The 12,502-nt window shown below is 45.6% G+C and carries 16 protein-coding genes; 1 reads left to right on the top strand and 15 read right to left on the bottom strand.

All coding sequences use genetic code 11. From position 1 onward, the window contains the following. Window positions 1-139 precede the first annotated feature (139 nt). The 7 genes from EJE48_RS06205 to EJE48_RS06235 all read right to left on the bottom strand — a co-directional run bounded on the left by EJE48_RS06205 (window position 140) and on the right by EJE48_RS06235 (window position 6,586). Window positions 140-691 (bottom strand): 2-oxoacid:acceptor oxidoreductase family protein, encoded by a 552-nt coding sequence (locus EJE48_RS06205; RefSeq protein WP_016407940.1) that lies wholly within the window; start codon window positions 689-691, stop codon window positions 140-142. A gap of 2 nt (window positions 692-693) precedes the next feature. Beyond that, window positions 694-1,446, bottom strand: coding sequence for a thiamine pyrophosphate-dependent enzyme (locus tag EJE48_RS06210; RefSeq protein ID WP_016407941.1), 753 nt, complete (start codon window positions 1,444-1,446; stop codon window positions 694-696). Next, on the bottom strand, window positions 1,446-2,504 hold the full coding sequence (gene vorB, locus EJE48_RS06215) for a 3-methyl-2-oxobutanoate dehydrogenase subunit VorB (protein WP_016407942.1): 1,059 nt from the start codon (window positions 2,502-2,504) through the stop codon (window positions 1,446-1,448). Before vorB ends, EJE48_RS06210 begins: the two co-directional genes overlap by 1 nt. Window positions 2,505-2,521: 17 nt before the next feature. Then, window positions 2,522-2,737 carry a 4Fe-4S dicluster domain-containing protein gene (locus tag EJE48_RS06220; RefSeq protein WP_016407943.1) on the bottom strand — a complete coding sequence of 72 codons (216 nt, stop codon included), beginning with the start codon at window positions 2,735-2,737 and terminating at the stop codon, window positions 2,522-2,524. 29 nt (window positions 2,738-2,766) lie between these two features. Beyond that, window positions 2,767-3,447, bottom strand: a complete 681-nt coding sequence (locus EJE48_RS06225; RefSeq protein ID WP_016407944.1) for a hypothetical protein — start codon at window positions 3,445-3,447, stop codon at window positions 2,767-2,769. A 480-nt stretch (window positions 3,448-3,927) separates the two neighbouring features. After that, window positions 3,928-6,036 carry a glutamine synthetase III family protein gene (locus EJE48_RS06230; protein WP_118579119.1) on the bottom strand — a complete coding sequence of 703 codons (2,109 nt, stop codon included), beginning with the start codon at window positions 6,034-6,036 and terminating at the stop codon, window positions 3,928-3,930. Between the two features lie 235 nt (window positions 6,037-6,271). Then, window positions 6,272-6,586 carry a DUF6514 family protein gene (locus EJE48_RS06235; RefSeq protein WP_016407946.1) on the bottom strand — a complete coding sequence of 105 codons (315 nt, stop codon included), beginning with the start codon at window positions 6,584-6,586 and terminating at the stop codon, window positions 6,272-6,274. Between the two features lie 290 nt (window positions 6,587-6,876). Between EJE48_RS06235 and EJE48_RS06240 the strand changes: the two genes are divergently transcribed. Beyond that, window positions 6,877-7,539: a helix-turn-helix transcriptional regulator gene (locus tag EJE48_RS06240; RefSeq protein WP_118579122.1), complete on the top strand. Its 663-nt coding sequence runs from the start codon at window positions 6,877-6,879 to the stop codon at window positions 7,537-7,539. A gap of 59 nt (window positions 7,540-7,598) precedes the next feature. Here EJE48_RS06240 and trmD read toward each other — a convergent pair whose 3' ends face one another. The 8 genes from trmD to EJE48_RS06280 all read right to left on the bottom strand — a co-directional run bounded on the left by trmD (window position 7,599) and on the right by EJE48_RS06280 (window position 12,289). Beyond that, window positions 7,599-8,345 (bottom strand): tRNA (guanosine(37)-N1)-methyltransferase TrmD, encoded by a 747-nt coding sequence (trmD, locus tag EJE48_RS06245; protein ID WP_016407948.1) that lies wholly within the window; start codon window positions 8,343-8,345, stop codon window positions 7,599-7,601. Between the two features lies 1 nt (window position 8,346). After that, window positions 8,347-8,856: a ribosome maturation factor RimM gene (gene rimM, locus EJE48_RS06250; protein WP_118579125.1), complete on the bottom strand. Its 510-nt coding sequence runs from the start codon at window positions 8,854-8,856 to the stop codon at window positions 8,347-8,349. Window positions 8,857-8,934: 78 nt separating this feature from the next. Continuing rightward, window positions 8,935-9,165 (bottom strand): KH domain-containing protein, encoded by a 231-nt coding sequence (locus EJE48_RS06255; RefSeq protein ID WP_016407950.1) that lies wholly within the window; start codon window positions 9,163-9,165, stop codon window positions 8,935-8,937. 24 nt (window positions 9,166-9,189) lie between these two features. Further along, window positions 9,190-9,438, bottom strand: coding sequence for a 30S ribosomal protein S16 (gene rpsP / locus EJE48_RS06260; protein WP_016407951.1), 249 nt, complete (start codon window positions 9,436-9,438; stop codon window positions 9,190-9,192). A gap of 81 nt (window positions 9,439-9,519) precedes the next feature. Next, window positions 9,520-10,869 (bottom strand): signal recognition particle protein, encoded by a 1,350-nt coding sequence (ffh, locus tag EJE48_RS06265; RefSeq protein WP_016407952.1) that lies wholly within the window; start codon window positions 10,867-10,869, stop codon window positions 9,520-9,522. Between the two features lie 16 nt (window positions 10,870-10,885). Continuing rightward, window positions 10,886-11,236 (bottom strand): YlxM family DNA-binding protein, encoded by a 351-nt coding sequence (ylxM, locus tag EJE48_RS06270; protein WP_016407953.1) that lies wholly within the window; start codon window positions 11,234-11,236, stop codon window positions 10,886-10,888. 173 nt (window positions 11,237-11,409) lie between these two features. Then, the gene (gene cobC / locus EJE48_RS06275; RefSeq protein ID WP_160117323.1) at window positions 11,410-12,018 is read right to left on the bottom strand and encodes an alpha-ribazole phosphatase; all 609 of its coding nucleotides are present in this window, start codon (window positions 12,016-12,018) and stop codon (window positions 11,410-11,412) included. A 109-nt stretch (window positions 12,019-12,127) separates the two neighbouring features. Then, complete coding sequence (locus EJE48_RS06280; protein ID WP_016407955.1) at window positions 12,128-12,289, bottom strand: DUF1540 domain-containing protein; 162 nt, start codon at window positions 12,287-12,289, stop codon at window positions 12,128-12,130. Between the last annotated feature and the right edge of the window lie 213 nt (window positions 12,290-12,502).

Here is a 12,502-nt window from a genome sequence, read left to right on the forward strand (position 1 = left end):
TTCTTCATTTTAGCACGCATGATTTCAGAAAACAAGAGAAGTCTCTGCTGATTTCGACAAAATATTACAATCCCTTCTGCTGCAAATATAAAAAAGTCCCGTACCCTTTCGGATACAGGACGAATTTTACTGTATAAGATTACAGATTTTTTGCATATTCATAGCCCAACTCAAATGCTTTTTTGTTGTTGGGGATGAATTTTGCTTTGCCGCCTTCAAAAACATGTGCGAATGTTTCATCCAGACCTGCAATATCAATTGCGCCTGTTGCGTAAACAACTGCACCCAGCATAACCAGGTTAGCCAGCTTGGAGCCGCCGAAGTTGTCTGTTGCAATTTTGTTTGCGGGAACAGCGTATACCTTAACGCCATCCTTTACAGCGCCAACGGTGCAAAGGTCAGCATTCACAACCAGAGCGCCGCCTTCCTTTACAACGCCTACAAATTTATCCAGAGAAGGCTGGTTCAGTGCTACGATACAGTCTGCATCCTTTGTAACAACGGGAGAACCAACATTTTCGTCGGAAATGATTACGTTTACGTTTGCAGTACCGCCACGCATTTCGGGACCATAGGAAGGACACCAGGAAACTTCTTTGCCTTCCAGCATGCCAGCATAAGCCATAATTTTACCCATCAGCAGAGAGCCCTGGCCGCCGAAACCTGCGATGATAGAAGAAAATGTACTCATAATTATTTGCCCTCCTCTACTGTGATATCTTTATATACGCCCAGAGGATAGTAAGGAATCATTTTTTCTCTTACAAATTCCATAGCTTTTACGGGTGTCAGACCCCAGTTTGTAGGGCAGGAAGCTACAACCTCGATGAAGGTGAAGCCCAGACCCTGTTTCTGGATTTCAAATGCTTTTCTGATTGCTTTCTTCGCAGCTGCTACCTGTGCAGGTGTGGAAATGGATACTCTTTCGATGTATGCGGGACCTGTCAGGGATGCCAGCATTTCGGAAACGCGCAGAGGGTTACCGTTTACCTTGGGGTCACGGCCGTTCTGAGCTGTTGTTGCCTTCATGCCGGGCAGAGTTGTGGGAGCCATCTGACCACCTGTCATGCCGTAGATACCGTTGTTGATGAAGATTGTTGTAATCTTTTCACCACGCGCTGCTGCATGAACGATTTCACATGTACCGATGGAAGCAAGGTCACCATCGCCCTGATATGTAAATACTGTCTGTTCGGGATGTACTCTCTTGATACCTGTTGCTGTTGCGGGAGCACGACCATGCGCACACTGGATTGCGTCAATGTTGAAGTAGTTGTTTGCAAATACTGCACAACCTACGGGAACTGCAACGATGGAGTTGCCCAGCTCGCCCATTTCTTCCAGAACTTCTGCTACCAGTCTGTGTACAATACCGTGTGCACAACCGGGACAATAATGCAATTTCGCGTCTGTTAAACCTTTTGTTTTTTCAAATACAACTGCCATTATTTGTCACCTCCCATAACTTCTTTACCAAATTCAACAATTTCATCTACAGTAGGTACGTTACCGCCTGTTCTGCCGTGGAATGCAACCTTGTTTCTATCGTTACAAGCGTATGCAACGTCGGGAACCATCTGGCCCATGGACATTTCCACATCCAGGAACTTTTTGATTTTATCATTGAATTTATCGAATGCCTTCTGAGGGAAGGGCCACAGTGTTTTAGGTCTGATCATACCTACTTTGTAGCCTTCTGCTCTCAGATAGCCGATTGCTGTTCTAACAACTCTGGAAGCTGTACCGTAGGAAACGAATGCATATTCCGCATCATCCATCTTGTATTCTTCCCAAGCCTGTTCGTTCTTCACAACCTCATCATATACCTTGAAGTGATCATGGTTCCATGCTTCACATTCATCGGGTTCGATAACCAGGTTTTTGATGTTGCTTCTTTCTGCGCCGTAGTGACCTACCAGAGCCCATGTTTTTTCGGGCAGGTTGGGTCTGGGAACGTAGTTGAATTCAACGGGTTCCATCATCTGACCAATCAGACCGTCAGCCAGAATGATAACGGGCAGAAGATACTGGTCAGCGATATCGAATGCTTCCATAACCATGTTAACAGCTTCCTGTACGGATGCGGGAGCCAGAACTACGTTGTGGTAGTCGCCGTTTGCGCCACCCTTTACTGTCATGTTATAGTCAGCCTGACCGGGCTGAATGGTACCAAGGCCCGGGCCACCACGCATCATGTTGATGATAACTGCGGGCAGGCCTGCGTTACTGATGTAACCGATACCTTCCTGCTTCAGTGCAATACCGGGGGAAGAAGAGCTTGTCAGCACTCTTGCGCCTGCTGCTGCTGCACCGTAAACCATGTTAATTGCTGCCACCTCGGATTCAGCCTGCACGAATGTGCCGCCTACCTTGGGTAATTCAACAGATAAATATTCAGGTACTTCGGACTGAGGAGTGATGGGGTAGCCAAAGAAATATCTGCAACCCGCCTCAATAGCCGCTTTACCAACTGCTTCGTTGCCTTTCATCAAAACTTTTGCCATTGAAAATTCCTCCTCTCTTAGTCCAGTCTTTCTACTACAATCGCACAATCAGGGCACATCTTTGCGCAGCTTGTGCAAGCGATACAATCTTCGTTGATCATTTCTGCGGGATTGTAACCTGCGGGATTGATTTTTGTTGTAGAAAGAGCAAGTACGCTCTTAGGACAAACAGATACACAAAGGCCGCAACCCTTACAAATCACTTCATTGATCGTTACTTTACCTTTTGCCATTCAAAATACACCTCCATAAATATTTGAATTTACATCCAGGTCTTTCTCATATTAAACTCCATAGGGAAAAGCTCCCCAGAAAGTCCTTCTGGTATTTCCTCTGTCATTACATCCTTGACATAGGAAACATACTTCACAGGAACCCCTGTGCGTTTTGTTACCTCCTTCAATACTTCGTCCCCATGGAGCAAACATTCCGCCGTTGTCTCTCTAACAAGGTTCGTGTTATTGATGAAGCCTGTCACCTTCAGCCCAGCCGCATATTCCAGATTTTCCATCTGCTCGATAATACCCTCAGGTGTAGAGGTATTCGGGCGGTAGGCATTGACTACCATAAAAAAGTCTGCTTCCGCATGATCCAAAAGAGGTTTGATTCTGCCCAGCACCAGTGTGCCGACATCGTTGCCGCCAAGGTCTACCACATACTGATATTCCTTATTGATGACAGGCATCGTCATCGCGCCGGAAACCGCAGGAACATCCGCAACTGCCGTATCCAAGTTGGATGCAATTACCTGAATTCCCTTTTCTTCCAGCTCTTCTTTTTTCTCTCTGGAGCGGAAATAAACATTTACAATATCCAAATCGGCAATGGCTACCCTTCCGTCTACGCTTTCGCGCAACTTCTTGACATAATTGACTGCAAATTCAGTCTTGCCGCTGCCGTAGTGACCTGTGATAATTCTGATTCTTCTGTCGTCAGCTACCATCGTTTTCGCCTCCAAACCATTTCGGGTTTCTCTCACAATACCTTTATGCAAAATTTCCAATAAATGTATTTCAAAAGTGCCATTCTATGAAAATTTAATAAATTATGCTTTTATCAAGAAAATATTTTAGATATTTTTTTGTTGTTTTTCTCTTACCTCGGCCTCATTATAACGCAACTTTTTCTCAGTTGCAAGAAAATTCACAGATTTTTTGCTTCGTATTTAAAAAAATACATAATTTTTGACATATAAACCGTCAAAAATATATTGTATCCAAACTATCATTTGTAAAAAAGTTATACTTTTCAATGATTTTATCTATAATTTTTGCATTTATTCGATACTTGTCATACAAATAATATTGTTCTTTGTCTGTCAAAAAAGTGTCGATAAGCGCGAAAAAACCACGTTTCTTCAAAAATACATTTAAAAAAACGTGGTTTCTTTTTTATTTTGCTCTTAACTTGTCATACAATAAGCTTATATGTTGAAAAGCAGCTCCCCATAGGTCGGGAGAGGCCAGCTGTTTTCATCCACCAGCAGCTCCAGTCGGTCGGCAGGCTCCCGCAGCTCCTTCATTGCTTTGAATACATGGTCACGATAGAAGAATGCCTGTGTTTTATTATCCTCCTGCAATGCCCCTGCGCGCTCGGTTTCTTCTTCAAGAACCTTCAGCTTTTCGTGGAGCAGCTTCAGATTTTCATTGATATCCTGCAAAATTTCTTCCTGTGCGGTGGTATCCATGCCGACAGCCTTCATGGCGATAATCGCCTGCGCAACCTCCCCTGCATATTTCACAACCGCAGGACGAATCTGCTTGGATGCCATGTCAAGCATGGTTTTTGCTTCAATGTTAATCTGCTTGATATAGGCCTCATAGCGGATTTCCGCTCTTGCCTGCAATTCGATACTGCTCAGAACGCCATGCTTGCCGAACAGCTCAACCACCTTATCATCCAGAAATGCCTGTACCGCATCCACGGAATTGGTAATATTGGGCAGCCCTCTGCGTGTCGCCTCCTCCAGCCATTCCTCAGAATAGCCATTGCCGTCAAAAATGACTCTTTTATGCTCCACATAGGTTCTGCGTACCAGCTCATGCACTGCCGCGTTGAAATCCTCTGCCTGCTCCAGCTCATCCGCAAATTTCTGCAGCTCCTCTGCCACAATCGTGTTCAGGGAGAAATTCGGACCGGAAATAGATGCAGAGGAAGGCGGCATACGGAATTCAAATTTATTCCCTGTAAAGGCGAAGGGAGAGGTTCTGTTTCTGTCCGTTGCGTCCTTTTTCAGTGCAGGCAGCGTGTTTACACCAACTCTCATTCTGCCGCCCTGCAGGCTGCTCGTTGCTTCGCCATGCTCAATCTGGTCGAAAATATCCTGCAGCTGATCGCCAAGAAAGATGGAAATGATTGCCGGCGGTGCCTCCTGCGAGCCGAGACGATGATCGTTGCCGGGGTTGGCTGCAGAAAGGCGCAGCAGCTCAGGGTATTCATCCACACCCTTGATAATCGCGCACAGAAATACAAGGAACTGTGCATTTTCATGCGGTGTTTTCCCAGGATCAAGCAGATTCTGCCCATCATCCGTGCTCAGAGACCAGTTTACATGCTTGCCGCTGCCGTTCACGCCTGCGAAGGGCTTTTCGTGCAGCAGGCAGGTCATATCATGGTGTCCGGAAATTCGCTTCATTGCCTCCATAATTAGCTGGTTATGGTCTGTTGCCTTGTTGCAGTCCTCAAAAATCGGTGCCAGCTCATGCTGTGCAGGTGCAACCTCGTTGTGCTGTGTCTTTGCAGGCACACCCAGCTTCCATAGCTCCACATTCAATTCGTGCATGAAGCAGGCAACTCTTTCCTTAATACTGCCGAAATAATGGTCGTCCATCTCCTGCCCCTTCGGGGGAGCCGCACCAAAAAGGGTACGCCCTGTAAAAATCAGGTCTTTTCTTTTCTGATAAAGATTTTTGTCAATCAGGAAATATTCCTGCTCTGCGCCGCAGCTGACCGTTACCTTTTCCGCAGTCCGGTTGCCGAACAGACGCACAATACGCATTGCCTGTCTGCTGACCGCTTCACAGGAACGCAGCAGAGGTGTTTTTTTATCCAGTGCTTCGCCTGTGTAGGAATAGAACGCCGTCGGGATATACAAGGTAACCCCTGCCGCATCCTCACGCAAAAATGCAGGAGAGGTACAGTCCCAAGCCGTATAGCCGCGCGCCTCGAAGGTCGCACGCAGACCGCCGGAGGGGAAGGAGGACGCATCGGATTCCCCCTTAATCAGCTCCTTGCCGGAAAATTCCATAATTGCTCTTCCGTTGGAGGGAGGCGCTAAAAAGGAATCATGCTTTTCCGCCGTAATCCCTGTCATTGGCTGAAACCAGTGCGTATAATGGGTTGCGCCGCGCTCAATCGCCCAATCCTTCATTGCATTGGCAATAATATCCGCAATCTCGGAATTAAGCATTTCCCCACGTTCAATGGTATTTTTCAATTCCTCGTAAACCTTTTTCGGCAGATGCTCACGCATCATTGCATCGTTGAATACATTCATCCCAAAAATTTCGGGTACAGAAACCTTTTCGCTCATATACTGTTCCTTTCTTTCGTAGAAAAACCGCCACTTTATTTTTTCATTATAACGGTCGCATTTCCCATTTGCAACGGTTTTACCCCTTGTATTTTGGAGAAATCTTTTTCATTCCGCCCCGATTTTTCACCAATTCCTACAAAAACCATCCATTTTGCCTCCCACGATATCCTACAAGCATGCTTTTTTGCAAAAAAAGAAAGCCTTAGCTTTTAAACCAAGGCTTTGTTTTCTCTTAGCAAGCGGCGTAAATTCCTCTGTCATCCTGCCATTCCTTTTCGCCGATATAATCATCATACAGTGCATTCAGCTCTGCCGGCATGGCAGCTCCGCACCAGAGTCTTTCCAGAAAATACTGTGTTTCCTTTTTTTCTTCGGAGATACCGGCAATCAGCGCCCGCTCCTGCCGTCCGTATTCGTTTGTTTTTTCTATTTCCACGCCATAAATTCGCCCGTGCTCTGCGACACGAATCACCAGAGAATACCACAGGATATATTCTCTGCCTGTTTCATCCTGTACTCTTTTTTTATAAATCAAGGTTTTTCTCATTCTGACCCACCCCTTTATGTCGCTTTTGCTTTACCTGTTTTTATTATAAAAAAGAATCTCTCCGAAAACTATAAAATTTCCGTTAAGATAGACGGATACGGATTTTCTTAACGCTCCTTTAACGGATTTCCAATTTTTGTTTTATGGTAACAATTTGTTCAGCGAAATTAAATTTTTTCATCAAAATTACGATTCCCCTCTTGAAAAACATCTGCCTTTCCTGTATGATAAGAATATAAAAACCGTTTTTCAAGCTGTAAAAACAGCTTATTTGTGCATGGAGGTACTCTATGGATCATTCAATTACAATTCTGAGCGAAAAAGAAAAAGCCATTTTGGAATCCTATATGCTGTCTGCGGACGGATTGGCAGAATTCTGGGGAGAAAACTGCGAGGTCATCATTCATGACCTGACACAGCTGGATGCTTCTGTTGTCAAAATTGTGAATGGGCATCTTTCCGGCAGACAGGTTGGTGCGCCCATTTCCGAGGTTACACTGAATTTTGTCAATAAAATGATGGCAACCCCCGGCATGAACCACGTCACCTACTTTGCCAAAAACAAACGCGGCGAAGCCTTTAAAGCGTCTATTTCCGCCATTCTTGGGGAGAAGCACCAGATTATCGGGCTGTTCTGCATCAATTATTATCTGAATACCCCCCTGCTTTCCTTCATGCAGACCTTCACGCCCATCACGAAAACAGAATCCGAAAATATCTCCGAAACCTTTGTAGAAAATACAGAGGAGCTGATGCTGAATGCACTGGAGGATGCCAAAAAAACCGTTTACAGCAACCTCACGATTTCTTCCTCCAATAAGAATAAGGAAATCATTTCCCTGCTGTATCAGAAGGGTATCTTCAATCTGAAGGATTCCGTTATCACCATCGCAAACCATCTGGGTATTTCCAAAAACACCGTTTATATGCACATCCGCAATATGAACAAATAAATATCAATCAAATAAATATCTATGTATACGAAAAAGGAACTGAATAACAGCTCCTTTTTTTATTCCGTTTCTTCTATTGTAATGCCCTGCTTCTGCAAAAATGCAATGTCCTGTTTCGTCAGCACCGCCTTTTTCAGCAAATCGGGGCGTTTTTTTGCAGTACGAATGAGTGCTTGCTCTCTCCGCCATTTCGCCACATTTCCATGATGTCCGCTTAGCAGCACCTCCGGCACCTCTCTGCCCATAAACACAGGCGGACGCGTATACTGCGGATATTCCAGAAGCCCTTCGGAAAAGCTTTCATCCTCAAAGGATTCCTCCTTTCCAAGCACCCCCGGCACCAGACGGGAAACCGCATCAATGATGGTGATTGCCGCAAGCTCGCCGCCCGTCAGCACAAAATCCCCCAGAGAGATTTCATCCGTCACAATTTCCTCAATCACGCGTTCATCAATGCCCTCATAATGTCCGCAAAGAAAAACCAAATTTTCCTCCTGCGCCAGCTCCTCTGCCACACGCTGCGTAAAGGGTCTGCCCTGCGGTGTCATGAAAACCACGCGCGCATGCTCCGCTTTCGGCAGAAGGCTTTGATAGGCATCATAAATCGGCTGTCCCTGCATCACAAGCCCTGCGCCGCCGCCATAGGGATAATCGTCCACATGCTTATGCTTATTCTGCGTAAAATCACGAATATTCACCGCCTCAACGGAAATATGCCCTTCCTTCTGCGCTCTGCCCATAATGCTGTGCGAAAGCGTCTGCTCTATCATTTCCGGAAACAGCGTCAACACGAAAAACTGCTTCATTTTATCTCAGTCCTTCCAAAAGATGTACCGTCATCACGCGCGCATCAATGTCTACCTTCAAAATGCAGTCCTTAATGGCAGGAATCAGCAGCTCCTTTGCGTCCCCATCCTTTTTCACCGCATACACATCATTCGCGCCCGTTTCGTAAATCTTCACAAGCTCGCCCAGCGCTTCCCCCTCATCCGTCACAACCTGCATCCCATAGAGGTCGCGGGTATAATATTCATCCTCCTCCAGAGGAATCGCAGCAGCATCGGGAATCAAAATCCGCCCATTTTTATACAGCTCCGCCACATTGATGTCATTGATTTCCTTTACCGTCAGCAGAATCATATTTTTCTGATATGCCACCTTCTGAATGTGAAAAAGCTCCTGCTTGCCGCGAATCTCCACGGTAATTTCCTTCAGCCGCTCAAAGCGAGTCGGGTCCTGCGTGGTCGGGAAAACGCGCATCGTGCCGCGAATCCCGTGTGTTCCGGTAATCTTACCGATTTCAAAATAATTTTCCATATATGAAACCCATTCCTTTTTATCTGATATGAAAAAGGCGGCAGGAAAAATCCCACCGCCGTCACCGTTTTCCTCTGCTTACTGCACAATTTCCACGATGATTTTTTTGTCTTCATGGATGCCGGCGGCTTTTACCACAGTGCGGATTGCCTTTGCAATTCTGCCCTGCTTGCCGATGACCTTACCCATATCCTCGGGAGCAACCTTCAGTTCCAGAATCAAAGCACGTTCGTTATTTGTTTCTGCAACCACAACCTGTTCGGGATGTTCCACAAGTCTTTTTGCAATGACTTCTAACAATTCTTTCATAAATCGGCCTCCCTTAAATAGGATTTATTCGCCGATTACGCCTGCTTTTTTCAGCAGAGCCTTTACTGTATCGGAAGGCTGTGCGCCGTTTGCCAGCCATTTGTTTGCTGCTTCTGCATCTACCTTCAGAACAACGGGTTCCTTTGTAGGATCATAGATACCGATTTCTTCGATAGATCTGCCGTTTCTGGATGTTCTGGAATCTGCTACAACGATTCTGTAAAAAGGTGCCTTCTTTGCGCCCAGTCTTTTCAGTCTGATTCTTACTGCCATGATTTTGTCCTCCTGCTTTTAAAAATTCTTATTTTTTCTTTGCCTTTTATTTCTTAATCCTGACGGAATAAGTGTCTTTGTTTAACGGAAGAAAGGAAATTTACCCTTTTTCCCTTTTTGCATATTGTTCATCTGCTTCATCATTTTTTTCATTTCCTCAAACTGCTTGATGAGGCGATTGACATCTGCAATGCTTCTGCCGCAGCCTGCGGCGATACGTTTCTTTCGAGGTCCATTCAGAATGGAAGGATTTGCTCTTTCCTCCTTCGTCATGGATTGGATAATGGCTTCGGTTCTTGCCATTTCCTTCTGGGGGTCTACCCCATTGAGCGCCGATTCCAGATCAAGCTTGCCCATTCCGGGAATGCCGGGCATCATGCCGAGCAAATCCTTCAAGGGCCCCATTTTCTTAATTTGCTGCATCTGCGCAAGAAAATCCTCAAGTGTGAAATCGTTGGCACGCATTTTCTTTGCCATATCGAGCGCTTCCTGCTCATCAATATTCGCCTGCACCTTATCAATCAGAGAAAGTACATCGCCCATCCCCAGAATACGGGATGCCATTCGGTCGGGATAAAACGGCTCCAAATCCTCCATCTTCTCGCCCATACCGATATATTTAATAGGCTTGTTGGTTACGCTTCTGACAGAAAGCGCCGCACCGCCTCGTGCGTCACCGTCCAGCTTTGTCAGAATAATACCATCTACGCCTAACTGACCGTCAAAGCTTTCCGCAACCGTAACTGCGTCCTGCCCTGTCATTGCATCGACCACAAGCAGAATTTCCTGCGGTCTGACTGCCGTTTTGATGTCCTGCAGCTCCTGCATCAGCTCCTCATTGATATGCAAACGACCTGCCGTATCGATTAAGATAACATCATGATGCTGCTGTGCCGCATATTCCAATGCTTTTTTTGAAATTTCAACAGGGCTGACCTCTGTACCCATTTCAAATACGGGAATGTTGTAATTTTTCCCAACCACCTGCAGCTGCTTGATTGCCGCAGGTCTGTAAACGTCACAAGCAACCAACAAAGGACTTCTGCCCTGCTTTCTGAGCTGTCCTGCCAGCTTGCCGCTTGTGGTTGTTTTACCTGCACCCTGCAAGCCAACCATCATGAAAACAGTGGGCGGCTTTCTGGAAAAGGTCAGCTGCGCCTGTGTGGAGCCCATCAGCGCAATCAGTTCCTCGTTTACGATTTTGATGACCTGCTGACCGGGATTCAGCCCCTGCAGTACCTCCGTACCGACAGCCCGCTCTGTTACCTTTTTAATAAATTCCTTAACAATCTTGAAGTTAACGTCTGCCTCCAGAAGGGCGATTTTTACTTCTCGCATGGCAGCCTTTACATCTGCCTCCGTCAGCACGCCTTTACTTCTCAGCTGCTTGAATACCTCCTGCAGCTTATTGGAAAGATTTTCAAATGCCATCAATCGCGACCTCCTTTCAGGACAAGATATCGTCAGCGATTTTTTTCATTTTTGCGATTGCCTTCACCACAGATGCGTCCGGATTTTTCTTTTCCAGTCCCTCCATGATGTGCTTCATTTCCTGCACGGCTTTTTTCTGTGCCTGAAAACGGGAAACCAGCTGTAGCTTTTCCTCATAATCCAGAAGGATTTTCTCCGTCCGCTTCAGCTGATCGCGGACAGCCTGTCGGCTGATGGATAATTCCTCGCCAATCTCCGTCAGGGAGAGGTCGTTCTGATAATGCAGTTCATATACCTGCTTCTGTTTTTCCGTCAGCAATTCGCCATAAAAATCATAAAGCAAAGTCAGCTGCAAAATATCATCCATGTTCTTCCTGCCTCCTGTAAAGGATAACTACTTTACAATCACCTTGTCTATCCTACCAGAGAAATCTCCCCTTGTCAAGTATTTTTCCTTTACAGAAAAAACTTTTTCCCGATTCCTGTTTTTTCGATAAAATCAACGCTTTCGCGCCAGTCTGTCCTTGTAAAGCGGACAGCTTATTTTCGATTTTCCTTCCATACCGCAGGGTAATTCATGCAATCATACGTCCGCTTTTCTCCCGAAACCCAGACCGCACTGTAATGCCCCTGCTTGGAATTGAACCGCCAGAACGCCTTGGGGCCTGCCCCCGTCAGATGGCAGTGCATGGCGCTCAAAGCCCCGTTGTGTGATACGATTAAAACATGCTTGCCCTTGTTTTCCTTGATAATCTGCTCCAATCCTCTTGTCACGCGGTCATAAAATTCCATAAAGGCTTCCCCGTTTGGCATCCTTCTGTCTACCCAATCGGTCAGCCAGCCATGCCATTCCTCTAAATCCGCTTCGGACATTTCCTCCCATGTGCGGTTTTCCCAATCACCGTAATATAACTCCCGAATTTCGGGAACGGGCTGAATTTCTCTGCCGTTCGCAATAATTTCCGCCGTATGATAGGCGCGCTTCAGATCACTGGAATAAATCGCATCAATATGTATCGTTTCAAATGCCGCTCTCAGCTCCTCCGCCTGCGCGATGCCCTTTTCATTGATATCCGCATCATACCAGCCGTAGAACATATTTCTGGCATTCATATCCGTTTCACCGTGACGTACAAAATAAATCTTCATGCTCCTACCTCCTGTTTTCTTCCCATTGTACGATAAAATACCGCCGCAATGCAACAGAAAAAGCGGATACCTTGTCTGTACAAAGCACCCGCTTCTTCCATTCATTTCCTTATTTTACAGCAAAGGACATACAGTCTGTGCACTGGTCTTTGGTCGGATTCATTTCATGTGTGCCTACCTGAATAGATTCCAGTGTACAGTAATTCTTTGTGTTGTGGTGATGTCTGCACTGCTCAACAGTACATTTGATACACTCATTGCAGCGTTCCATAAAAATCCCTCCTCAAATTTGGTACAAACCTAGTATGCACTGTTTTTTTGAAATCATAACAGAAGCCTTTTCTTTTTTTAAAATTTCGTTTCTAGCTTTGTAAAAAAATGTGAATTTTGTTGCAAAAGCTTTAAACTTTTTCAAATCTATTGCATTCTTTTTTCCCTCACACTATACTGATGAAAAGAAGAAAAATCATAGTTCTGATAAAGG

The sequence above is a fragment of the Anaerotignum faecicola genome (assembly GCF_003865035.1).
Taxonomy (GTDB): domain Bacteria; phylum Bacillota; class Clostridia; order Lachnospirales; family Anaerotignaceae; genus Anaerotignum_A; species Anaerotignum_A faecicola.

Coding starts and splice junctions, on each gene's coding strand:
- cobC (WP_160117323.1), bottom strand. CDS start 12,018: ATGAAGATTTATTTTGTACGTCACGGTGAAACGGATATGAATGCCAGA.
- EJE48_RS06220 (WP_016407943.1), bottom strand. CDS start 2,737: ATGGCAAAAGGTAAAGTAACGATCAATGAAGTGATTTGTAAGGGTTGC.
- vorB (WP_016407942.1), bottom strand. CDS start 2,504: ATGGCAAAAGTTTTGATGAAAGGCAACGAAGCAGTTGGTAAAGCGGCT.
- rimM (WP_118579125.1), bottom strand. CDS start 8,856: ATGGAAAATTATTTTGAAATCGGTAAGATTACCGGAACACACGGGATT.
- rpsP (WP_016407951.1), bottom strand. CDS start 9,438: ATGGCAGTAAGAATCAGACTGAAAAGACTGGGCGCAAAGAAGGCACCT.
- EJE48_RS06230 (WP_118579119.1), bottom strand. CDS start 6,036: ATGAGCGAAAAGGTTTCTGTACCCGAAATTTTTGGGATGAATGTATTC.
- EJE48_RS06210 (WP_016407941.1), bottom strand. CDS start 1,446: ATGGCAGTTGTATTTGAAAAAACAAAAGGTTTAACAGACGCGAAATTG.
- EJE48_RS06235 (WP_016407946.1), bottom strand. CDS start 6,586: ATGAGAAAAACCTTGATTTATAAAAAAAGAGTACAGGATGAAACAGGC.
- EJE48_RS06205 (WP_016407940.1), bottom strand. CDS start 691: ATGAGTACATTTTCTTCTATCATCGCAGGTTTCGGCGGCCAGGGCTCT.
- ylxM (WP_016407953.1), bottom strand. CDS start 11,236: ATGGATGATATTTTGCAGCTGACTTTGCTTTATGATTTTTATGGCGAA.
- EJE48_RS06255 (WP_016407950.1), bottom strand. CDS start 9,165: ATGAAAGAATTGTTAGAAGTCATTGCAAAAAGACTTGTGGAACATCCC.
- trmD (WP_016407948.1), bottom strand. CDS start 8,345: ATGAAGCAGTTTTTCGTGTTGACGCTGTTTCCGGAAATGATAGAGCAG.
- EJE48_RS06240 (WP_118579122.1), top strand. CDS start 6,877: ATGGATCATTCAATTACAATTCTGAGCGAAAAAGAAAAAGCCATTTTG.
- EJE48_RS06225 (WP_016407944.1), bottom strand. CDS start 3,447: ATGGTAGCTGACGACAGAAGAATCAGAATTATCACAGGTCACTACGGC.
- ffh (WP_016407952.1), bottom strand. CDS start 10,869: ATGGCATTTGAAAATCTTTCCAATAAGCTGCAGGAGGTATTCAAGCAG.
- EJE48_RS06280 (WP_016407955.1), bottom strand. CDS start 12,289: ATGGAACGCTGCAATGAGTGTATCAAATGTACTGTTGAGCAGTGCAGA.